The organism is Rhizobium croatiense (assembly GCF_019793465.1).
In the GTDB taxonomy this organism is placed as follows: Bacteria; Pseudomonadota; Alphaproteobacteria; order Rhizobiales; family Rhizobiaceae; genus Rhizobium; species Rhizobium croatiense.
In genome coordinates this window covers 399,738-420,953 of record NZ_JAILYJ010000001.1, presented here as the reverse complement: position 1 = coordinate 420,953, position 21,216 = coordinate 399,738, and the positions used below count along the sequence as shown (strand labels likewise).

Annotated in this window: 20 protein-coding genes; 12 read left to right on the top strand and 8 right to left on the bottom strand. The window is 59.7% G+C overall.

The window, feature by feature from the left end:
* Nucleotides 1-166 precede the first annotated feature (166 nt).
* Genes K6M89_RS01845 through K6M89_RS01815 form a run of 7 tightly spaced genes read left to right on the top strand, consistent with a single transcriptional unit; the run spans nt 167 to nt 6,184 of the window.
* Nucleotides 167-1,357: a cytochrome P450 gene (locus tag K6M89_RS01845; protein WP_222138230.1), complete on the top strand. Its 1,191-nt coding sequence runs from the start codon at nt 167-169 to the stop codon at nt 1,355-1,357.
* The gene (locus K6M89_RS01840; RefSeq protein ID WP_222138229.1) at nt 1,357-2,382 is read left to right on the top strand and encodes an amidohydrolase family protein; all 1,026 of its coding nucleotides are present in this window, start codon (nt 1,357-1,359) and stop codon (nt 2,380-2,382) included. Before K6M89_RS01845 ends, K6M89_RS01840 begins: the two co-directional genes overlap by 1 nt.
* Nucleotides 2,383-2,411: 29 nt before the next feature.
* Nucleotides 2,412-3,326 carry an ABC transporter substrate-binding protein gene (locus tag K6M89_RS01835; protein WP_222138228.1) on the top strand — a complete coding sequence of 305 codons (915 nt, stop codon included), beginning with the start codon at nt 2,412-2,414 and terminating at the stop codon, nt 3,324-3,326.
* Between the two features lie 45 nt (nt 3,327-3,371).
* Entirely contained in the window at nt 3,372-4,040 is a 669-nt protein-coding gene (locus tag K6M89_RS01830; RefSeq protein ID WP_222138227.1) for a 4-carboxy-4-hydroxy-2-oxoadipate aldolase/oxaloacetate decarboxylase, read from the top strand.
* Nucleotides 4,033-4,587 (top strand): cupin domain-containing protein, encoded by a 555-nt coding sequence (locus K6M89_RS01825; protein WP_222138226.1) that lies wholly within the window; start codon nt 4,033-4,035, stop codon nt 4,585-4,587. Before K6M89_RS01830 ends, K6M89_RS01825 begins: the two co-directional genes overlap by 8 nt.
* 1 nt (nt 4,588) lies before the next feature.
* A complete protein-coding gene (locus K6M89_RS01820; protein WP_222138225.1) occupies nt 4,589-5,830 on the top strand; it encodes an NAD(P)/FAD-dependent oxidoreductase in 1,242 nt (413 codons plus the stop codon).
* A 33-nt stretch (nt 5,831-5,863) separates the two neighbouring features.
* Nucleotides 5,864-6,184: a 2Fe-2S iron-sulfur cluster-binding protein gene (locus tag K6M89_RS01815; RefSeq protein ID WP_222138224.1), complete on the top strand. Its 321-nt coding sequence runs from the start codon at nt 5,864-5,866 to the stop codon at nt 6,182-6,184.
* A 396-nt stretch (nt 6,185-6,580) separates the two neighbouring features.
* Here K6M89_RS01815 and K6M89_RS01810 read toward each other — a convergent pair whose 3' ends face one another.
* Nucleotides 6,581-7,468, bottom strand: a complete 888-nt coding sequence (locus K6M89_RS01810) for an AraC family transcriptional regulator (protein ID WP_222138223.1) — start codon at nt 7,466-7,468, stop codon at nt 6,581-6,583.
* A gap of 133 nt (nt 7,469-7,601) precedes the next feature.
* On the opposite strand from K6M89_RS01810, the gene K6M89_RS01805 reads away from it, so the two are divergent.
* Nucleotides 7,602-8,369, top strand: coding sequence for an SDR family NAD(P)-dependent oxidoreductase (locus K6M89_RS01805; protein WP_222138222.1), 768 nt, complete (start codon nt 7,602-7,604; stop codon nt 8,367-8,369).
* A gap of 61 nt (nt 8,370-8,430) precedes the next feature.
* Nucleotides 8,431-9,210, top strand: coding sequence for an alpha/beta fold hydrolase (locus K6M89_RS01800; protein ID WP_222138221.1), 780 nt, complete (start codon nt 8,431-8,433; stop codon nt 9,208-9,210).
* 330 nt (nt 9,211-9,540) lie between these two features.
* On the opposite strand, the gene K6M89_RS01795 is transcribed toward K6M89_RS01800, so the two are convergent.
* The 7 genes from K6M89_RS01795 to K6M89_RS01765 all read right to left on the bottom strand — a co-directional run bounded on the left by K6M89_RS01795 (nt 9,541) and on the right by K6M89_RS01765 (nt 16,920).
* A complete protein-coding gene (locus tag K6M89_RS01795) occupies nt 9,541-10,914 on the bottom strand; it encodes an NAD(P)(+) transhydrogenase (Re/Si-specific) subunit beta (protein WP_222138220.1) in 1,374 nt (457 codons plus the stop codon).
* A gap of 22 nt (nt 10,915-10,936) precedes the next feature.
* Nucleotides 10,937-12,511: a Re/Si-specific NAD(P)(+) transhydrogenase subunit alpha gene (locus K6M89_RS01790; protein ID WP_222138219.1), complete on the bottom strand. Its 1,575-nt coding sequence runs from the start codon at nt 12,509-12,511 to the stop codon at nt 10,937-10,939.
* Nucleotides 12,512-12,622: 111 nt separating this feature from the next.
* The gene (locus K6M89_RS01785; protein ID WP_222138218.1) at nt 12,623-13,750 is read right to left on the bottom strand and encodes an S-(hydroxymethyl)glutathione dehydrogenase/class III alcohol dehydrogenase; all 1,128 of its coding nucleotides are present in this window, start codon (nt 13,748-13,750) and stop codon (nt 12,623-12,625) included.
* 320 nt (nt 13,751-14,070) lie between these two features.
* Complete coding sequence (locus K6M89_RS01780) at nt 14,071-14,661, bottom strand: YceI family protein (protein ID WP_246642277.1); 591 nt, start codon at nt 14,659-14,661, stop codon at nt 14,071-14,073.
* 13 nt (nt 14,662-14,674) lie between these two features.
* Complete coding sequence (locus K6M89_RS01775) at nt 14,675-15,529, bottom strand: hypothetical protein (protein ID WP_222138217.1); 855 nt, start codon at nt 15,527-15,529, stop codon at nt 14,675-14,677.
* 366 nt (nt 15,530-15,895) lie between these two features.
* Nucleotides 15,896-16,513 carry a TetR/AcrR family transcriptional regulator gene (locus tag K6M89_RS01770; protein WP_170964809.1) on the bottom strand — a complete coding sequence of 206 codons (618 nt, stop codon included), beginning with the start codon at nt 16,511-16,513 and terminating at the stop codon, nt 15,896-15,898.
* A 56-nt stretch (nt 16,514-16,569) separates the two neighbouring features.
* Nucleotides 16,570-16,920 (bottom strand): DoxX family protein, encoded by a 351-nt coding sequence (locus K6M89_RS01765; protein WP_222138216.1) that lies wholly within the window; start codon nt 16,918-16,920, stop codon nt 16,570-16,572.
* A gap of 143 nt (nt 16,921-17,063) precedes the next feature.
* Here K6M89_RS01765 and K6M89_RS01760 point away from each other — a divergent pair, with 143 nt between their 5' ends.
* The 3 genes from K6M89_RS01760 to K6M89_RS01750 all read left to right on the top strand — a co-directional run bounded on the left by K6M89_RS01760 (nt 17,064) and on the right by K6M89_RS01750 (nt 21,185).
* Nucleotides 17,064-18,170, top strand: coding sequence for an alcohol dehydrogenase catalytic domain-containing protein (locus K6M89_RS01760; protein WP_222138215.1), 1,107 nt, complete (start codon nt 17,064-17,066; stop codon nt 18,168-18,170).
* Nucleotides 18,171-18,180: 10 nt separating this feature from the next.
* On the top strand, nt 18,181-18,456 hold the full coding sequence (locus tag K6M89_RS01755) for a DUF3861 domain-containing protein (RefSeq protein ID WP_222138214.1): 276 nt from the start codon (nt 18,181-18,183) through the stop codon (nt 18,454-18,456).
* A 587-nt stretch (nt 18,457-19,043) separates the two neighbouring features.
* Nucleotides 19,044-21,185, top strand: a complete 2,142-nt coding sequence (locus tag K6M89_RS01750) for a caspase family protein (protein ID WP_222138213.1) — start codon at nt 19,044-19,046, stop codon at nt 21,183-21,185.
* Nucleotides 21,186-21,216: the final 31 nt, after the last annotated feature.

Here is a 21,216-nt window from a genome sequence, read left to right as displayed (position 1 = left end):
TGACAGCTCACCCCGCTTTGGATACCTATCAGTATCCGAAGACGTTTCGGTATGTCAAGTATCAATCGCACTCGATTGCTTCCCGAAACGTCCACGTACCGTCCGGCTGGAGACCGTGGCGGCTAGATTGGCGACAGCTCCCCAAAGGGGGCATGGGAGGAAATCAATGACGGGATCACACACCGAACTAACGGGCGAAAACCTTTACCGGGATCCGTATCCCGTTTACGCGCGTCTGCGGGCAGAGCAGCCCGTGGCCTTCTTCGAGGGAACGAAGGAATATTTCATCACTCGGTTCGACGATTGCCGCACCGTCGGCGGCAACGACAAGATGTTCGGACCGTCGGGGTCGACTGACCGGCCGGAAGCCCGCGTGATGGGGATGCCGAACGTCCTGACGATGTCCGGCGAGGACCATCAATGCCTTCGCGAAGGCATTGATCAGAACCTTACGCAGGAGCGCGTGCGCTCGTTCGTTGAAGGTCTAACGCGCCCGGTCGTTCAGCGTTATATCGACTCCATCAAGAAGAATGGAGAAGCGAACCTCACGGTCGAACTCTTCGAGCCGATCTCGGTGCGCTGCATCGGCGACGTCATCGGCCTGACGGAAACGCCCAACGAGATCCTCGTCGAGTGGTTCCATGCGATGGCGCTCGGCCTGCAGAATGTCAGCAACGACGCGGCAATCTGGAAGCGGCTCGACGATGCGCTTGCCGACATCGACAGGCAGATGGGCGATCTTTACCAAGCCTGCCTTTCCAAGCCCAACAATTCGCTTTTGAGCCACGTCATGTACGGAGGCATGCCCAAAGGCGAGGTCCGCAGCTGGGAGGAAATTTCGCCCACCATGCGCGTCATCATCCTCGGCGGCCTGCAGGAGCCGGGCCACGCGGCAGCGAACGCCTGCGCCGGTCTTCTTACAAATGCCGGTCAAGCGAAGGTCATGGCGGAGCAGCCGCAGGAAAACGCCATGCGTGCCTTCGACGAGGGCCTGCGCTGGATCGCTCCGATCGGCGTGACGCCGCGCGTCGCCAGAGAGGACTTCGAGATCGCGGGGACTGTCATTCCGCATGGAGCGTCGGTGGCGATCGTCATGGGTTCGGCCAACCGCGACGCGACCCGCTTCGAAGACGCCGACAGCTTCGACATGTTCCGCAAGAAGAAGCAGCACCTGTCGTTCGGCTTCCGCCCGCATTTCTGTTCCGGCCACTTCCTGTCGAGGGCAATGGGCGAGATCGCGCTGGCGGAGGTATTCCGGCAATTGTCTGAACTCCGGCTCGACCCCGCGCGCGAGATGAAGGGCAAGGGTTGGCGGTTTCGCGGCATTTGCGAACTTCCGGCGAAGTGGAACGCATAATGTCGCTCGTCATCGACTGCCACGGCCACTTCACGACGGAACCGCCGGAGCATCATGCCTTCCGAACGGCGCAGGTCGCTTATGCGGAAGGCAAATCCTTAGAGCAGCCCATCTATCCGGGCATTCCTGACAAGCAACTCCATGACATCATCGAAGCGAACCAGCTGAAGATACAGCGCGAGCGCGGTTCGCATGTGACGCTCTTAAGCCCGCGTGCCTCCGGCATGGGCCACCACGTTCCAGGTCTGGCAGTGGCCAAGGACTGGTCGCGTCTGTCGAACGACAATGTCGGCCGGATCGTCGACATGTTCCCCGACAACTTTGCTGCCGTATGCCAGCTTCCGCAGACCGTCGACGGCGACCTTTCTGCGGTCATCGACGAGTTGGAGCGATGCGTCGAAAACGGCTTCGTCGGCTGTAATCTCAATCCCGATCCCTCGGGCGGACGGTGGAGCGCCCCACCGATCTACGATCCGTGGTGGGACCCGATGTGGGAGGCCATGGTCGCCCTCCAGGTTCCCGCGATGATCCACGTGTCAAGCTCCTGCGAACGCTGCCTTCACATGACGGGAGCGCATTACATCAACGCCGACACCGCGGTATTCATGCAGCTCATCCAGGGAGATCTGTTCGAGCGTCACCCGGAGCTCAAGCTGATCATCCCGCACGGCGGCGGGGCTGCTCCTTACCATTGGGGCCGTTATCGCGGACTGTCGATCATGCTCGAAAAGCCCAGCCTCGACACGCATCTGATGAACAACCTGTTCTTCGACACCTGCGTCTACCATCAGGCTGGCATCGACACGCTATTCAACGTCGTCGAAGTCAAGAACATCCTTTTCGGCTCGGAGTTGCTCGGCGCGGTCAAGGCGATCGATCCCGAGACCGGGCATCCGTTCGACGATACCAAGAGATACATCGATCAGCTCGGGCTCGACGACGACCAAAGACATGCGGTCTTCGAAGGAAACGCGCGGCGAGTCTACCCGCTGTTGGACAAGAGACTACGCGAGCGCGGCCTTTGAAGGCCTCGCAACTATCAGGGAGAAATCAAATGGCTTCGAGCCAACATCTGAGCCTCGCAGGCGGGGCGCAAGGGTTCAACTGGCTACCGATTTTCGTCGCCGAAGAACTCGGCATTTTCGCCAAACATGGGCTGTCCATCGAATACAAAAAGATGGGTACCGTCGACAAGGCGACCAGCGCTGTGCTCGAGGGTGAAGCAGACCTCGCCATCACGCCGCCGGAAGGCGCGGTCGCCGACTTCGTCAAGGGCGGCGAATTGCGTGTGATCGCTTCGAACTCGAACCGACTGCCGATGTCGCTCGTCGCCCAGCCTTCGATCAAGTCGATCAAGGACCTCAAGGGCAAGAAGGTCGGCACGTCGTCGCTCACCGAAGGCACTGCGATCTACACGCAGATGCTGCTCTCCAAGGATGGGCTGCATTACCCAGGCGACTATGAATTCGAACTCGCCGGCATCCACACCAAGCGCTGGGAAGCACTCCAGGCAGGAGAGATCGACTGCGCGCCGCAGCCGGCACCCTGGAATTTCCTGGCCGAGCGGGACGGCTTCAACCTGATCGGCGAGATCAACGACGTCATCCCTGAAATCGTCTTTGCGGCCGTCATCGGCCGCAAGAGCTGGCTGGACGGCAATCGCGACATCGTTGTCCGCTTCCTGCGGGCGCTGCTCGACGCCTATGCGATCACCAACAATCCCAGTCGGGATGATATCACGCTGCCAATTTTCCAGCGGATCACAACGAAGGAGGATATCGATCTGGCGTCACATGGCCTTCGCTATATGCGCGACATGGGTATGTGGCCCAGTGACCTATCCATTCCACAAGCTGCGATGGACACCACCATCGACCTTATGATCCGCGCGAACCTGCTTGACGAAGCCGCCAGACCTTCAGCGGGTGGCGTGTTCGATCACGGTCTCCTCGAAGCTGCATCCAGCTAAGCGATCTGTTGAGGCGCGTTCCATGGTCACACCAGGAGATTTTCGATGAAAGTAATGACAAAGACGCCGCGGACCGACCGCGAAATATGCGAGGCGCTGGGTAAGCTCGGCGTCGCCACAGTTCATGAAGCTCAGGGACGGAAAGGGCTGCTGGCGCCGCACCTGCGTCCGGTAATCGACGGCGCGCGCATCGGTGGCACGGCACTGACCTGCGAGGTTCCGCCCGGAGACAACTGGATGATTCATGTGGCGCTGGAGATGGCCCAGCCGGGGGACATCCTGGTTGTCGCACCGACCTCACCATGCACCGACGGCTATTTCGGCGACCTGCTCGCCACCTCCTGCAAGGCGCGAGGGATTCTCGGCCTGGTGACCGACGCCGGCGTCCGCGACGTAGCCGATCTTCGTGCGATGAAGTTTCCGGTATGGGCGAAGGCCATATCAGCCCAGGGCACCGTCAAGGAAACGCTGGCGAACGTGCAGGCGCCAGTGGTCTGTGCCGGCGCCTATATCGAACCGGGTGACGTCATCATCGCCGATGACGACGGGGTCTGCGTCGTCAAGCGCGATGAGGCAGCTCAGGTGCTCGAAAAGGCCCTCAAGCGACAACAGATGGAAGACGAAAAGCGCGGCCTTTACGAGTCGGGCCAACTCAGCCTCGACATCAACAACATGCGTCCGCAGCTCCAAGCGAAGGGCCTGACCTATGAATAGGGCTACTGAACTGCGCATTCCTCGCCGCGTCGTCACGGGTATCAGGGACGGCAAGTCGGTGTTTGTCAGCGACGGCCCGACGCCCAATGCCCACGCCTACGATTCTGTGCCGGGACATTTGACCTCGGTTCTTTACGCGACAGCCGGAAAACCCGCCCTTCCGCAGGATCATTCGGAGCAGGCCCCACCGCAAATCCTGATCACGCCTGAACCCGGCGCGACGAAACTCATGATCGTCGTCTTCCCGCCGGATTCGGTGTTCGCCACCGTCGATCACGCCTCCGCCTTCGAAGAGCAGACAGTTCACATCCCCGGCCTGATCCACGCTTTCGAACCTGACGTGCCCGGCATGCACACCACCGACACCGTCGACTATGACATCGTCCTCGACGGTGAGATCTGGCTCGAACTCGACGATGGCGCCGAAACCCTACTGAAGCAAGGCGACGTCGTGGTTCAGTGCGGAACCCGCCATGCCTGGCGCAATAAGGGCGACAGGCCTGCCACGATGTGCTTCGTCCTCATCGGCGCTGAAAGAAAGTCGTGAGATGACACCGGACAACCTCACCCGATCTTTCGACTGCGTGATCGTCGGCGGCGGACATGGCGGTTCGCAGACCGCCGCCGCACTCAGGCAGTCCGGCTTTACGGGAAGCATCGCGCTGATCGGTGCTGAGCCGGAAGTGCCTTACGACCGCCCCTCGCTTTCGAAAGACTATCTGGCGGGCAAGAAGACGTTCGACAGGATGCACCTGCGACCCCAGGATTTCTGGGGTGCGCGTGAGGTGGAATTGTTGCTTGGCCGGCATGTGCGCGCGGTCGATCCCACGGCTCGCACCGTGATGACCGATCGCGGTGAATCTTTCTCCTACGGCCAGCTGGTCTGGGCCGCGGGGGGCGATCCGCGGAGGCTTTCCTGCCCCGGCAGCGACCTGGCAGGCGTTTTCTACATCCGCAGCAAGGCGGATTGCGACGCACTGATCGATGTTCTTCCCGACGCGCAAAGGATGGTGATCATCGGCGGCGGGTACGTCGGCCTGGAAGCGGCCGCAGTGTTCCGCGAGATCGGCAAGGACGTGACCTTGGTCGAGGCGCTTGACCGTGTCCTGGCCCGTGTGGCTGGAGAGCCAATATCTCGCTTTTACGAAAACGAGCATCGGGCGCGCGGCGTCGACATCCGACTCAACAGCAATGTCGCCTCTTTGGAGGGGGCGAACGACCGCGTGTCGAGCGTCGTTCTTGCCTCCGGCGAGGCGATTGCAGCCGACATCGTGGTCGTCGGAATTGGCATCATCCCGTCGGTCGATCCGCTGATCGCGGCGGGAGCCAATGGCGCAAACGGTGTTGACGTCGATCAGTTTTGCCGCACGTCGCTGCCGAACATCTATTGCGTCGGCGACTGCGCCCGCTTGGAAAATGGCCCGGGCATCCGCATTGAATCTGTGCAGAACGCGACCGATCAGGCGACCACCGCTGCCAAAGCGATCTGCGGCCAGTTCAAGGAATACGATGCAACGCCGTGGTTTTGGTCCAACCAGTACGACCTGAAAATGCAGACGGTCGGCCTCAATTACGGCTTCGACAGTCTCGTCACGAGAGGAGATCCCGCCTCGCGGAGCTTCAGTGTCATCTATCTGAAGGACGGAGCGGTTCTCGCCCTCGATTGCATCAATTCGCCGCGCGATTACGTGCAGGGGCGAAAGCTTGTCGACAGCGCAGCAATGATTGATCCCGCCGCCTTGGCGGACACATCGAGACATCTCAAGGAAATCGACCTCGTCACGTCATAAGGCGGTGCAGGCGTAGGAAAAGTGGAGGAAAAAATGGCTACCATATCAGTGCGGACCCGGGACGGAGAGATCCATAGCTTCGACGGACGGGTAGGCGCCTCGCTCATGGAGAATATCCGGAACGCTGGACTTGAAGAGCTTTTGGCGATGTGTGGTGGCTGCCTGTCCTGTGCCACCTGTCATGTGTATGTCGAGCAGGTGCCGGGCAGCGCCAGTTTGCCGGTTGCCTCAATCGATGAGACCGAGTTGCTCGAGGGATCTGATTACCGGCAGGAGAACTCCCGGCTTTCCTGTCAGATACCGTTCGATGAAACACTCAGCGGCATCGTGATCGGAATTGCGCCCGAAGACTAGAGTGTGAGGATGTCGCACGTCAATCTCGCTAACATCGGGGGCGGCTGAACGACGTCCGGATGGCGGCCTGAGGTTCAGTTTGCTCAAGCTCAAGGGCATTTACCTCTGGATCGCGTGCATAGGCGATGAGAGATGGTTTGTCCGCCGTCCCGAAATCCGTGATTGCAGCATTCTGCGGGCCATCCGACAGCACACTGCAACGGGACGGCTACTTCGCGCCAATACCGGACTTGCAGAGATGCTGATGCTGGCGGCACTATTGGCGACTAGGCAAAAACCCATATGGCGGCGTAGCCGGGCGAGACCCACGGTCTATCGAGGGCATATATTCGGCCGGACCATCGGCGTTCGAACGACGGAAAGATTTGTCAGCCGCAGTTTTAGTGTGCGAAACAGTCAGGACGACAGAAGCTTTCCGATGTCCCGGCGTGGCGGAGCCCCGAACAGCCGGGCATATTCCCGGCTGAACTGTGAGGGGCTGGCATAGCCCACCTCAAAGGCGACCGTTTCCGCCGACATTTCGCGCGACAGCATCAGCCGGCGCGCCTCCATCAGGCGGATCTGCTTTTGAAACTGCACCGGTGTCATCGCGGTCATTGCCTTGAACTGACGATGGAAGGCTGTCGGGCTCAGGCCGGCGAGCGCGGCAAGATCGTCGACGCGCACCTGCTTGTCGAAATTGCCCCGCAATGCGTGGATCGCTTCGACCAGACGCCGGTTTCGCTCCGCACCGACGACCATGCGGGCGAAGACAGCGCCATGTGGGCCGGCCAACAGGCGGTAGCAGAGTTCGCGCTTGACGCCGGGATAGAGCAGCGGGATTGCCTGCGGCTCGCCAAGCAGGCTGACGGCGCGCGCGGCGCATCCGAGGATCGCCTCGTTGAGCTCCATAACGAAGGCGGCATGCTCGTCGGAGGCCGGAGTGGGCGGTGCCTCCATGCTTTCATAGACTTCGCGTAGGATTGCCTGGTCGAGTTCGATGACGGCGCTGAGATAAGGCGCATCCGGCGCGCCGTGCACCACCTGGCTTGCACCCGGCATCTCGACGCTGACGACCATGGCCTGGCTGGTGCGATAGTGGAGCCTCCGTTCGCCGAACGTCGTCCATTTCGCGCCCTGCACCACGATGCAGAGCGCCGGCCGGTGGATCAGGTGGTTCGGATGCCGCTCGGAGAAGGATCGGAGCAAGGCCAGCCCGTCGATCGCGGTGAAATAGGGGCTCCTGTTTCCATGAGCCGCAAACGCGGCGACGACAGCATCATGCAACATCGAAAGAGTGCTCAATCGGATTCCCCGCAAATCTGGAATTCCAAGCTAACGCCCCAGGCAGGATCAGGCAAGAAAGAAGCCGATTCCGGCATGTTCGCCCGTGCTTCGCCCTCTTATGTTGAGCATCATCAATCAAAGGAGAACGACGATGACACAGAATTCCGAACGCAAAATCGCAATCGTCACCGGCGGCAGCCGCGGGCTGGGCCGCAACACCGTGCTCATCCTTGCCAGACGCGGTGTTGACTCGATCTTCACCTACAATTCCAGCAGGGCGGAAGCCGAAAAGGTCGTGGCCCTGGTTGCTGAAACCGGTGCCAAAGCCATTGCTCTCAAGCTCGACACGGGTGACGCCCACGGTTTCGACCTTTTCGTCGGCGCCGTAAAGCAGGCGCTTGCCGATCTAGGCGCCGAGCGCTTCGACTACCTCGTCAACAATGCCGGAACCTCGCACCACAACAGCATCGAGGCGACGACGGAAGATGAACTGGACATGCTTTACAATGTGCACTTCAAGGGCGTTTTCTTCTTGACGCAGAAGCTCTTGCCGCTGATCAATGACGGCGGCCGGATCGTCAATCTGTCGAGCGGCCTGACTCGCATCATCGTTCCTGGCAGCGCTCCTTACGGTGCGATGAAGGGAGCGGTTGAGGTGCTGACCCGGTACATGGCAAAGGAGCTGGGACCGCGTCGCATCGCCGTCAATGTCGTCGCGCCCGGCGCCATCCAGACCGACTTTAGCGGCGGGATGGTGCGCGACAATCCGGATCTGAACCAGCGTGTCGCCGAAATGACGGCGCTGGGCCGCGCCGGCCTGCCCGACGATATCGGTCCGATGATTGCCTCGCTGCTCTCTGAGGATAACCGCTGGGTCAATGCCCAACGCATCGAGGTCTCGGGCGGCATGTCAATCTGAGATGCCGCTCCGGACTGAGTCCAAATAATCCTACCGCTTCGCAAACGATGGAGATTCGATCATGATGATGAACAGACGCACGTTTTCGAAAACTTTGCTCGTCGGTGCCGCCACGTCATTTGTTGCGACACATGCCGGCCTGGCCGCCACACACACGCCTCCAAAGGCGCGCAATGTCGTTCTCGTGCATGGACTTTTCGCCGACGGATCATGCTGGACCGAGGTTATCGCCCTGCTGCAAGCGAAGGGCCTGAACTGCACGGCGGTCCAGAACCCGCTCACCACGCTGCCCGATGCCGTGGCGGCCGCCCGGCGCGTCCTCGACCGGCAGGACGGTCCGACCGTCTTTGTTGGCCACTCCTTTTCGGGGATGATCCTCACCGAAGCAGGTGTACACCCGAACGTCTCTTCACTGGTTTATGTCGCTGCCCGAGCACCGGATGCAGGTGAGGACTATGCAGCTTTGGCAAAAACCTACCCGACACCACCCGCAACCGCGGGCATTGTCTTCGACGGCGATGAAGGACGGCTGACGGAAGAAGCGTTCCTGCGCGATTTCGGGGGCGACCTTCCCGAGGCCAGGGCGAGGGTTCTTTATGCCGTTCAACAACCATTCCAAAAGGCGTTGCTCACCGGCAAAACCTCAAACGCTGCTTGGCGCTCCAAGCCAAGCTACTACGCCGTTTCGACGCAAGATGGGACGATAAATCCAGACCTGCAGCGTTTCATGGCCAGACGCATGGGCGCTAAAGCCATCGAACTCAATTCCAGCCATCTGTCGCTCATTTCACATCCGGATGAGATCGCGAAGCTCATTCTGGAAGCTGCCGGGCAATCATGACATTGAATCCCCGCTCTGCGACCTCATTCACCGCCGTGCCGGGCCGAACGCTATCCGAAACGATCTAAGCTTTGACCTCGTCCGGCCAGTGCCGGTGAACCTCACGTCCAGGCTTCCTGGTCGTGAGAGCCTCCAAAGTACTCTCCATGGAGAAGCTCCCATTGCTCGTCCCATGGAAAGGCGATCACAGAATTCGGACAGACACGATAACGTGGGAGCGGAATATCAGTTACGCCGTTCCTACGGTCTTCCCATGTGAAGCAATTGGATACGCGGCTGCTTGGGCGAGGGTACTCGCCACGTAGGCGAGACTCCCCTGCCGGGCTGAGATCAGTTGATTATCGGCAGAAGCTTGTTGATCGAATCCTTCGCGTCGCCGTAGTACATCCGGGTGTTTTCTTTGTAGAACAAAGGGTTCTCAATGCCTGAGTAACCGGTCCCTTGGCCGCGCTTGGAAACAAAGACCTGCTTGGCCTTCCAAACCTCCAGGACCGGCATGCCTGATATCGGCGAATTCGGATCTTCCTGTGCGGCTGGATTGACGATGTCGTTGGAGCCGATGACGATGACGACGTCGGTATTCGAAAAATCGTGGTTGATTTCGTCCATTTCCAGGACGATGTCGTAGGGCACCTTTGCCTCGGCCAGAAGCACATTCATGTGACCGGGCAAGCGGCCGGCAACGGGGTGAATGGCGAAGCGCACGTCCTTGCCGGTGGCGCGCAGCTTGCGGGTGAGCTCGGAGACCGCACCCTGTGCCTGCGCAACCGCCATGCCGTAACCGGGGACGATGATGACTGAGTCGGCATCGTTAAGCGCTGCGGCAGCGCCTTCGGCGTCGATCGCGATTTGTTCGCCCTCGACGGCCATCGCCGGGCCCGAGGCATTGCCGAAACCGCCGAGGATCACGGACAGGAACTGCCGGTTCATTGCCTTGCACATGATGTAGGAGAGGATTGCGCCGGAGGAGCCGACCAACGCGCCGGTAACGATCAGAAGGTCGTTTCCAAGCAGGAAGCCGGTAGCTGCAGCCGCCCAGCCCGAATAGGAGTTAAGCATGGAAACCACGACCGGCATGTCGGCCCCGCCGATCGCCATGACGAGATGGGCGCCGATGACGAAGGCGATCAGCGTCATCAGATAGAGCGTCCATGAGCCCGCGCCGTTCATGTAGAGCAGCATGAGGATGAGGGAGGTGGCGACCATCGCGATGTTGAAGGCATGGCGGCCGGGCAAGATCAGCGCCTTGCCGCCGATGCGGCCTGAGAGCTTGCCATAGGCGATAATCGAACCGGTGAAGGTCACAGCACCGATGAAGACCCCGAGGAAGATTTCCACCTCGTGGATGATCTGCTCGGCATGCGCAGTGAATTCATGCGCCGTCATATCGGAATTGAGGCCAATCAAGACGGCGGCGAGGCCGACGAAGGAGTGAAGGGCCGCCACGAGTTGCGGCATGCCGGTCATCTCGACGCGCCGCGCCATGACCGCCCCGACGATTGCGCCGATCACGAGCATGACGATGAGCACCGCCGAAAGCCCGACGCCCGGCCCGAAGATCGTCGCAACGACGGCGATCGCCATGCCGACGATACCGTACCACACAGCGCGCTTCGCGTTTTCCTGGCCCGAAAGACCGCCAAGCGCGAGGATGAAGAGAACCGAGGCTGCTATATAGGCCGCGGTCTGGATACCGATAGACATTGTCAATTCTCCCTCGACGCGGTCAGGACTTCTGGAACATGTTCAGCATGCGGCGTGTCACCATGAACCCGCCGACGATGTTGATCGCTGCGATCGCCACGGAAATGGCGGCAAGCGCCGTCACCAGCCAACCGCCCGCGGTGATCTGCAGGACCGCTCCAATGATGATGATGCCGGAGATGGCGTTGGTGATTGCCATGAGCGGCGTATGCAGCGAGTGCGAAACGCCCCAGATCACCTGGAAGCCAACGAAGCAGGCGAGTGCGAAAACGATGAAATGGCCCATGAACACCGGCGGTGCGAAGGCGCCGATGAGGAGCATGAGCAGACCGCCAATGATAAGAAGCCCGACCTGGTTTCGCGTCGCAGACCTGAAGCCGGCGGCCTCCGCGGCCTTCTTTTCTTCAGGCGTCAGCTCCTTGGGCTTTTCCTTTGGTTTCTGGGCGGCAATCGCCTGGATCTTTGGCGGTGGCGGCGGATAGGTGATCTCGCCCTTCAAAGCGATCGTCGCACCACGGATCACGTCATCCTCCATGTTGTGGACGATGACGCCATCCTTGTTCGGCGTCAGGTCCGTTATCATGTGGCGGATGTTGGTCGAATAGAGCGTCGACGACTGTGCGGCCATGCGGCTTGGGAAGTCCGTGTAGCCGATCACGGTGACGCCGTTGTCGGATATGATTTTCTGGTCCGGGACGGTCAGGTCGCAATTGCCGCCGCGCTCGGCGGCAAGGTCGACGACCACCGAACCGGGCTTCATCGTCGCTACCATGTCGGCAAGCCAGAGCTTCGGTGCGTCGCGGCCCGGGATCAGCGCCGTCGTGATGACGATATCGATGTCAGCCGCGATTTCGCGGAACTTCTTCAGTTGTGCCGCGCGAAACTCGGGCGAGGAGGGCGCGGCATAGCCGCCTGTCGCAGCGCCGTCCTGCTGCTGTTCCTCGAAGTCGAGGAAGACGAATTCCGCGCCCATGGATTCGATCTGCTCGGCGACTTCCGGCCGCACGTCGAAAGCATAGGTGATGGCGCCGAGCGAAACGCTGGTGCCGACCGCGGCAAGACCGGCAACGCCCGCGCCGATGACCAGGACCTTGGCCGGCGGGATCTTGCCGGCGGCGGTCACCTGACCGGTAAAGAAGCGGCCGAAGTTATTTCCGGCCTCGATCAGGGCGCGATAACCGGCAATATTGGCCATGGAGGAGAGCGCGTCCATCTTTTGGGCGCGCGAAATGCGCGGCACCATATCCATGGCAATCACGTTGGCGCCGGTCGATTTCGCCCGGTCCAGTAGGTCCTTGTTCTGTGCTGGATAGAAGAACGAGATCAGCGTCTTGCCGCTCGAAAGCCTCGCCATTTCGCTTGACTCCGGCGGGCGCACTTTGGCGATCACGTCGGCGCTTGCAAAGAGCGTTTCGGCGCTGTCGACAACCGTTACCCCGGCAGCACGGAAGGCATCGTCGGAGAAGCCCGCAAGTTTGCCGGCGCCAGTTTCGATGGCACATTGATAGCCGAGCTTCTGAAGCTGTGTGGCGCTGTCAGGCGTCATTGCAACGCGCGCCTCTCCTTCCAGCCTCTCTCGAGGCGACCCTATTAGCATGTATCCCTCCCTTAAAATTTGAAAGTCACTGATCCGACGCGACGGTGGGTTTCGGTCCGGCCGAGGCTAAACCAATGAAAACCTTCGCCGCATTCCGTTCGGAGATTTGCGTCAGTACACCACGACGCCGCGGATGCTCTCGCCCTTGTGCATCATCTCGAAGCCCTTGTTGATGTCTTCGAGCGGCATGGTGTGGGTGATCATCGGGTCGATCTGGATCTTGCCCTGCATGTACCAGTCGACGATCTTGGGCACGTCGGTGCGGCCGCGCGCGCCGCCGAAGGCGGTGCCCATCCAGTTGCGGCCGGTGACCAGCTGGAACGGCCGGGTGGAAATCTCCTGGCCGGCGCCGGCAACGCCGATGATGACCGACTTGCCCCAGCCGCGGTGGCTGGCTTCCAGCGCCTGGCGCATCACCTTGGTGTTGCCGGTGCAGTCGAAGGTATAGTCGGCGCCGCCGATCAGATCGCCGCCCCGCTTCGTCATGTTGACGAGATAGGGCACGATGTCGTCGCCGACCTCCTTCGGATTGACGAAATGCGTCATGCCGAATTTCTCGCCCCAGGCCTTGCGCTCAGGATTGATGTCGACGCCGATGATCATGTCGGCGCCGGCAAGCCTTAAGCCCTGCAGCACGTTGAGGCCGATACCGCCGAGACCGAAGACGATCGCGGTGGCGCCGATCTCGACCTTGGCGGTGTTGATCACCGCGCCGATGCCGGTTGTCACCCCGCAGCCGATGTAGCAGATCTTGTCGAAGGGCGCGTCGGGATTGACCTTGGCAAGGGCAATCTCCGGCAGCACGGTGAAATTGGCGAAGGTCGAGCAGCCCATATAGTGATGGATCTTGTCCTTGCCGATCGAGAAGCGCGAGGTGCCGTCCGGCATCAGACCCTGGCCCTGGGTCGAGCGGATGGCGGTGCAGAGATTGGTCTTGCGCGACAGGCAGGAATAACATTCGCGGCATTCCGGCGTGTAGAGCGGAATGACGTGGTCACCCTTCTTCACCGAAGTGACACCGGGGCCGACATCGACGACGATGCCGGCACCTTCATGGCCGAGGATCGCCGGGAACAGGCCTTCCGGATCGGCGCCCGACAGGGTGAAATCGTCGGTGTGGCAGATGCCGGTCGCCTTGACCTCGACCAGCACTTCGCCGGCCTTCGGCCCCTCCAGCTGCACGGTCATCACTTCCAGCGGTTTTCCGGCCTGAACGGCTACGGCGGCGCGAACGTCCATTTAGAATTTCCTTTCGTCAGCAGCACGGGATCTTCGTTAACATACCAAATAGCATCTGCATACTAAAAAGTATCTGAGATGCTTCGAACGATTGCGGATCGCTCGGGCTTACCTCACGAACCTTCACAGCGCTCAGCGAAACGGCGATGGAAATCAAGGGGCTAATCGCCAAATCCGCACCGCTGTCGGTGACGGAGTAGCGGATGCGACCGCCGGCTCGGCGGAGCCGGCCGAGAGCAGCCTGAGGCATCCTGAACAAAAATGGCGCCGTCGCGATAACACGACGGCGCCGTTTCGGGAGGCGACCTGACGGTCTCGTATCACCCCTTGTGTTCGCGGCCTTCCACTTGGATCACGAGATCGACCTCATCGCCGATCATGCCGAGCGCCGCTTTCATGCCGAAATCGCTGCGTTTGACTTTGGTCGTGGCGCTGAAACCGACAACGTGGCTCTTATCCCAAGGGTTCTGCCCTTCCTTGTTGAACGTGACGTCCAAGGTCGTGGGTTTCGTCACTCCCGCTATCGTCAGGTCCCCGACGACCTGGCCGGTGTTGTCGGTTGTCTTTTTGAACTCCTTGCCGACAAAGGTGATGTCCGGAAATTCCGTGGCATTGAACCAGGCGGCGCCCTGGATGTCGCCATCACGCTGTTTGTTATTCGTCGAGATCGACGCAACGGTGACCTTGACATCGAGACTGCTGGCGTCCGGCTTGGAAGCGTCGAAATCGAACGTGCCGGAGAACTCTTGCGCGACACCGATCACCTTTGAGAAGCCAAGATGGTCGATGTAGAACGCAATACCCGAATGCACCGGATCGATGTCGAATTTCGCGGCCGAGGCGGGCGACACCGCGCCGGCGAGCGTCGTCATCGAAAGTAACAATGCTGCTAGTCGGTATTTCATTTTCATTCTCCTCCTCACGTTAAACTGGAAAGCTCGATCCATAATCGACGAACGCGACGGCAAACGCCGCTGCAGCCGGCAGTGCAGCCAAGGCGATATGGACGAAAAGGCGTGGAAACGGCCGAGAAAGGCCGAGCTTCAGGCAGATGCGTTCCGAGAGCGCCGGCAGCACAGTGCAGAGAGCGAGTACCGCAAGTGCGATGAGATCGGCTTTGCGCGTGATCAGCACGACGGTATCGGCGATGGCGATGAGGCCGCCCAAGGCGCCGAGGGACGAGGCGCCGCCAAAACGGAAGGCCGGCTTTGCTGCGTGAACAATCAGAATTCCGCAGCATCCAGTCGCAAACATCAGGCAGAGCTGAAACGAGGAAGATGAGGCGCCGAGAAGGGCAATCGGTGCAAAGCCGGTAGCAAGTACGGCAACGACGCCGCCTCGCTTCACGTCGTCCTCTGCGCCTGTTGCTCCGCGCCACATGACCATCCCCATGATCGCCATTCCGGCGACCGCGGCGAGCGCCGCTTCCCAGGACGCTGTCCCCAATCGCGGCGAACCGATATAGAATGCGACCGCGACCGGCTGCAGAAGCGCGAGAAGGCGCACCGCGCGTGGGGCCGCTATCTCGGCGGCGAAGCCGATCGCCGTTCCGACAACGATCACGTAAAATACCTTATTGATCGCACCGACGGGCGGAAACGTCGGAACTTTGTTGTAGGTGAGCCAATAGGCTGCCAGCAATGCTGCGGGCATCAGGAGGTCGGTCAGCCGCGCCAAGCCGCGCCAACGCATCAGGCCCGATACAAAAAAGCCAACAAGCGCCATGACGAGCAGGGACGCGACCAGCGTCTCCTGAGGGGAGTTGCCAAATCCAAGCATGTAGTGATTTTCCGAATTGCCAATCCACGACGTGCCGCTGACGCGCACGAGGTGTCTTATCCTGCGGCTCGTGCACTTCGACAGGTCGTCACGATTATGACTTTGTCCATGATACCCCCATAACCCGCATGCTCCTCAACAGCGGTCGCCGTTCCCGGCCAAAATACCATTCGGTTTTCACATACCAAGCAGTTTCTGGATGAAAGCTAGTCTTTGAGTTTTACGATGTCAAGCCGATTTGCGCGGAAAGATTTGCTTTCGCGCGTTTGGCAAGTCCTTTCGACATGGGCCGAGCTGTTGCTCATGCTCAAGAGCGCGCCCGGCCGCGGCGCGCACTTCACATGATCAGATGGCGGATGATTTTGGTTATACTGTAGCCGCTTTGGCGGGCGTCGACGCGCGTGAGGACCGGTACATTTCCCTCAGCACGACCCGGACCATGTCCCCAGGTGCGCCGTCCTTGAGGAAGCTCGAAATACCGCCATAAGTCAGCTCGAGCACGATACCGCCGATATAAAATGGGCTCGCCGGCGGCTGCAGAACAAGGTTCAGCTTGTCGATAAGGATCTTGCCGACGCCTTCCCACTGATCCCTGAATAGTTTTATATGCCGGTCTCCGAGCGTGTGGTCATGTTGGGCCATCCGAAGAAGCTCTATCGCCAGCATGCCCCATCGGCGATCGTCGCCGCGATCGTTTGCCCACCCTGCCAAGACATCGATCAGTCCCATTGGGTCATCGTGTTTTCCGAGGAGCTCGGTCAGCTGAACGACGTCGCCACCCGCGTTACCGGCAAGGAGTTGCAGGAAGATATCTTCCTTGTTGGCAAAATTTGAATAAAACGCCCCCTTCGAGTAGCCCGCCTCTTCGGCGATGCGTTCGATCGAAGCCCCGGCATAGCCGTAGCGTGCCATGACTTCGTAAGCGGACGCCAAAAGCTTTTCCTTTGTGCGAGCCTGACTTTGCTCACGTGTCAGCCGTGCCATTCGCAAATCCGTTTCGTGCGTATCCAGACACCGAGGCGTACCTCAAAATGAGGTCGTCACACAAGAGCCGTTAGAAGACAAACGAGTGCCCAGAAAATCGGGTACTCGGGACCCATCTTCTGCCAGCGCCAATTCTTGCCGTTGATTTTCACAACTGCGTAGCCCGCGCCAAGCAGCACCAGAGCACCGAAAAGGGCTGCAATCCGGGGGTATATCGAGAAAATCAGCCCCACGGCCGCGCAAGCTTCCGCAACCATGGTGAGCCCGACGAACAGCTTGCCGGGCCTGAAGCCTGCCGCCTCGAACGTTCCACCGGCCTTCTCATAATGCAGTCCCTTGCCGATGAGATGGGGAACAAGCCAGGCGCCGCAAAGAATGCGGAGCCAGTCAACCAACACGAAGTCCATGTCTCCTCCTTGACGCCGGCCTCTAGCCGGGTCCGCGAGGATAATTGGCAATCCCCGCTTGCTTTTTCAGATACTAAACGGTATTCACAATCCAAATAGGATGTCAATACGACTCGATCTCTGAGTTTGGGAGGGTAAAGCTTATGGAAATGATGCGTGCTGCGCGCTTGCATGCCGTTGGTCAACCGATGAGGATTGACGAAGTCGAGCGGCCGAAGGCGACCGGAAGCGATGTCGTCGTCCGCGTGAAAGCCTGCGGAATGGTCCCGAATTTGGCAAACGTCCTGGCCAACTGGGAGACCTGGTATCCGCAGATGCCGCTCCCGCCACGCCCGGCAATCCATGGACTCGATCCGAGCGGGATCGTCCATGAGGTCGGCCCCCAGGTCGTCAACGTCAAGCCGGGCGACAGGGTGTATGTGAACCCCGGTCGATTCTGCGGCGCTTGCCACCATTGTTCGTCGGGCAAGCCGCAGGCTTGCGAACATTGGACCCTCGGCGGCTACTTCGGCTACAATCAGAAAAGCCTGGAGATGTTCGCGCGCTATCCTTACGGTGGCTTCGGCGAATTCATGCTCGCCCCGCAGGCGCAGGTTATCAAGATCCCGGACAAGATGAGTTTCGTCCAAGGCTCTCGCGTTGGTTATCTTGGCACCTCCTACGCCGCCCTCAAGAAATGCGGGCCGCTGATGGGCAAGAGCCTGATCATCAACGGTGCGACCGGCACTCTAGGGCTGGGGGCCACGCTCTTCGCGCTGGCCATGGGCGTCGCAAAAATCTATGCCGTCGCTAGGGGCGAGACGCTGCTTAAGCGGCTTAAGGCGATCGCTCCCGACCGGATCGTCACTTTTTCGAATGTCAATGGATCGTCGGGAAGCTTCGTCAAAGAGCAGACCAACGGAAGCGGCGCCGACCTCATGCTCGATACGCTCGGCGCAAAGGCCCCCTTGGATTCCATGCTGGACGCCATGGGCGGCGTCAAACGGGGTGGTCGCATCGTCAACATCGGCGGAACGTCCGGAGCTTTGCCCGTCGACGTCAAATGGTGGATGGACGAGCAGATGGAACTGATCGGCTCGGTCTGGTTCACCGCCGCTGAAGGCATGGAAATCGCTGCCATGGTCGAGGCTGGTATCATCGACATGTCGGTCATGTCGCCAATGGTGTGGCCGTTGGAGAAGATCAATGATGCCATCTCCGGCGTCGGCAAGGACGAGGGCGGGTTCACCTACTACGCCATCGAATTGTAGATAAACGCCAATGGCTCACACTTACCGGGTCACGGTGGAGCGGCTGGAGGGCGACGTCCGTTCGGCTGACGACGAAGCTCTTGTTTTCCACACCACCAACCACGACGATCTGTTCAAAATCCTCTCGGCAGTGCGTCAAAAGCAGCTGCTGCCCGACGATGAGGCAGCAGAGTTCACCGTCGGATTGAAGCTCTTCACAGAGGTTCTCATGAGACACCGAGCGGATACGCCTTTCAAAGAACTGTTCCCGCATATCGGCAGCTTCATGAAATCCCTGAAACGCTGACGCCGCCGCCGTTCTGACGGCGGCGCAAGCGGAGGCAATCGAGGATAATGAGATGAAGACAATTTCGCTCGCTGCTTCTCGTTGATGTCGAAGATCGCGGCATTGTGCTGGACCTCGCGCAGGCCTTACCGAAGTGATAGCGATGAGGTTTCTCAAACGCCCTGACGTTGTCGACGCCTCTAATATTCCACTTTTTCAAAATAAGTCATCGAAATCGCTAAGGCGGGAATCAAAAATTGCACAGCACGCGGATGAACCCCCGGTTTTCACGGACCACGCGTTCGATGCGGGCTTCCGAGATGTCGTATATTCTGCGGCCGCGCTCTTGTTGCGATGGCATCGACGTCCTCCATTTGTCCTTACCACCGCCGCTACTGCGTTTCCGCCCGTTGAGGTTCGTTCGATGCCGGTCTGCGATTTGTATTGCAGAACGGCTACCGCTTGGTGTGTAAATAGGTAGACTGGCTGAGATTATCCGGGGGCTAATACACTTCGAATTCTCGATCGCGGGAGTGGCAGGCAGATAAGCAACACTCAGGCTTTGCACCGATGGTTTCGGGCATGGTCTTCTCATTGGAGCGATAGTGATGGTTTCCACATCTGCGCAGGGGCGAGTCCCACGTTTCCTTATCTGCTTATTCCTGCTGATCGCGTGTCAAGCCTTCACGGGATCTGCTCACGCAGAAAAGCGCGCGGCAATCGTCATTGGCAATAGTGACTATCCTTTTGCGCCGTTGAGCAATCCCCAGAATGACGCCAAGCTGATCGCCAATACCCTGACCGAATTGAATTTCGATGTGCTGTTGTTTTACGACCTGAAGAAAGAGGCGGTCAAGGACCTTAAAGAGACCGTTCGGACGCATCTGGTCGGTGCCGATATTGCCGTCTTCTACTATGCCGGCCACGCCTTGCAGGCCAGTGGCCGCAATCTCCTATTGCCCGTGGACGTCGATACCAGCTCTGCGCAACGGGTCGTCGCCGATGCACTCGTCCTCAATGATCTCATCGATATCGTCAAGAACGATCCTGTCGGGCTGAAGCTCTTCATTCTTGATGCATGCCGAAACAATCCGGCTGCAAATTTCCAAGGCCTTCGTCAGGGGCTGGCAGATACTGAGGCGGGAAGCGGGCAGGTCTTGGTAGCTTATGCAACGAGTGCCGGTGAAGTCGCCTATGATGGCACCGGGCTGAACAGTCCCTATTCGTCGGCGCTCGCCAATGCCCTGCAGCGACCGAACCTAGATGTTTATGACACGTTTCGAACGGTTCGCGGCGATGTCAGGCAAGCGACCGGCAATGCCCAAATACCTTGGATCACCGGCTCGATCGAAACGCGGTTCGTGTTCCGGCCACAGGCGGCAATCTTGAACGCGGAAGCCGTCGTTCCGCCCACCGAGACCTCGAGTCCGGTTAATATTGACGAGGTGCTGTGGACCTTCATCAAGGATAGTCCAGATCCTGCCGATTTCGAGCGCTTCGCAAAGATCTTTCCCCAAAGCGCGCACGCGGCGGAGGCGGAAGAAAAGAGCCGTGTCCAGGTTGCTGCCCTTTCGAAACGCGGGCTTTATGTCCGCGAAAGCCTTGTCGCCTCATCCATTGCCAGCCAGGTGCCGAGCGCAGGCGACTCCGAGGCTAAGGAGTTCGTCTTCCAGCAATCGGGCGAGCGAGCGGTAAGCGAAACGTTCAGGATGTGGCCGAGTTTACTGCCCGAGACGGCGGGCGGGATGCGCAGTCTTGTGACCGAATGCGATCTTTACGCTGCTGACCCGAACGATCCGCAGCGACAAGTCCCCGGCGTCAGTAATGGTCTCGTCAATGTGCGCGACGCGTTGCGGGCCTGCGCCTTTGCGCTTGCAGCAGACCAGAACAATCCCCGGCTGCAATATCAGCTTGGTCGCGTTCTCGAGATCGCCGGTCGATACAACTGGGCGGAGTATTTCTACAAAGTCGCCGGCGGTCATCAGTATAGCGCGGCTCTCGTCAACCTCGGCTATATGGCACGCATGGGGATCGGCCGGAAGGTCGACTACGATCAGGCTCTCTCCTACTACATGGCGGCCGCAAAAATGGGCAACCTGCGCGCACGCACGAACGTCGGCACGGCCTATATTCTTGGCCAAGGTGTCTCGAAGGAGCCAGAAGAAGGCATTCTCTGGTATCGTCTTGCCGCTTCCAGCGGATGGGCGAACGCTATCACGGCGCTGGGTGACTGCTACAGGCTGGGCACGGGTGTAAAGCAGGATGCCTCGCAGGCGGTAGCGCTTTACATCGCGGCGGCCGACACTGGCCAGATCGACGCCATGGCAAATCTGGGTCAGGCCTATATCAGCGGAGAGGGCACCAAAAAGGACCTTGGACGTGGCTTGGAGACCCTGCTCAAGGCAACGGACATGGGCAACAAATACGCCCCCTATTATGCCGCGAGGCTGTACCTGAAAGGCGCCGATAAACTTCCTGCTGATCGAAATCGAGCGCTTTCCCTTTTCAAGTTATCTGCCAATCGCGGCCTTGAACTGGCCAACCTCGATCTTGCCTTCGGTTACGACAAAGGCAGCTTCACGGGAAAGGCGGATGTGCCGCTTGCCTATTATTATGGGGTGCTGGCCGAAAAGCTGGGCGTCAATCGAGCCGATGAAGCGCGCGCGGCGATCGGCAAGAAACTTGACACGCCAACACGGCAAAAGATGGAGGCTCAGGTCGATCTCTTTCTGGAACAGAACGGCAAATGACGGTCCGGAGCTGACCTGAACGGGGGCATCG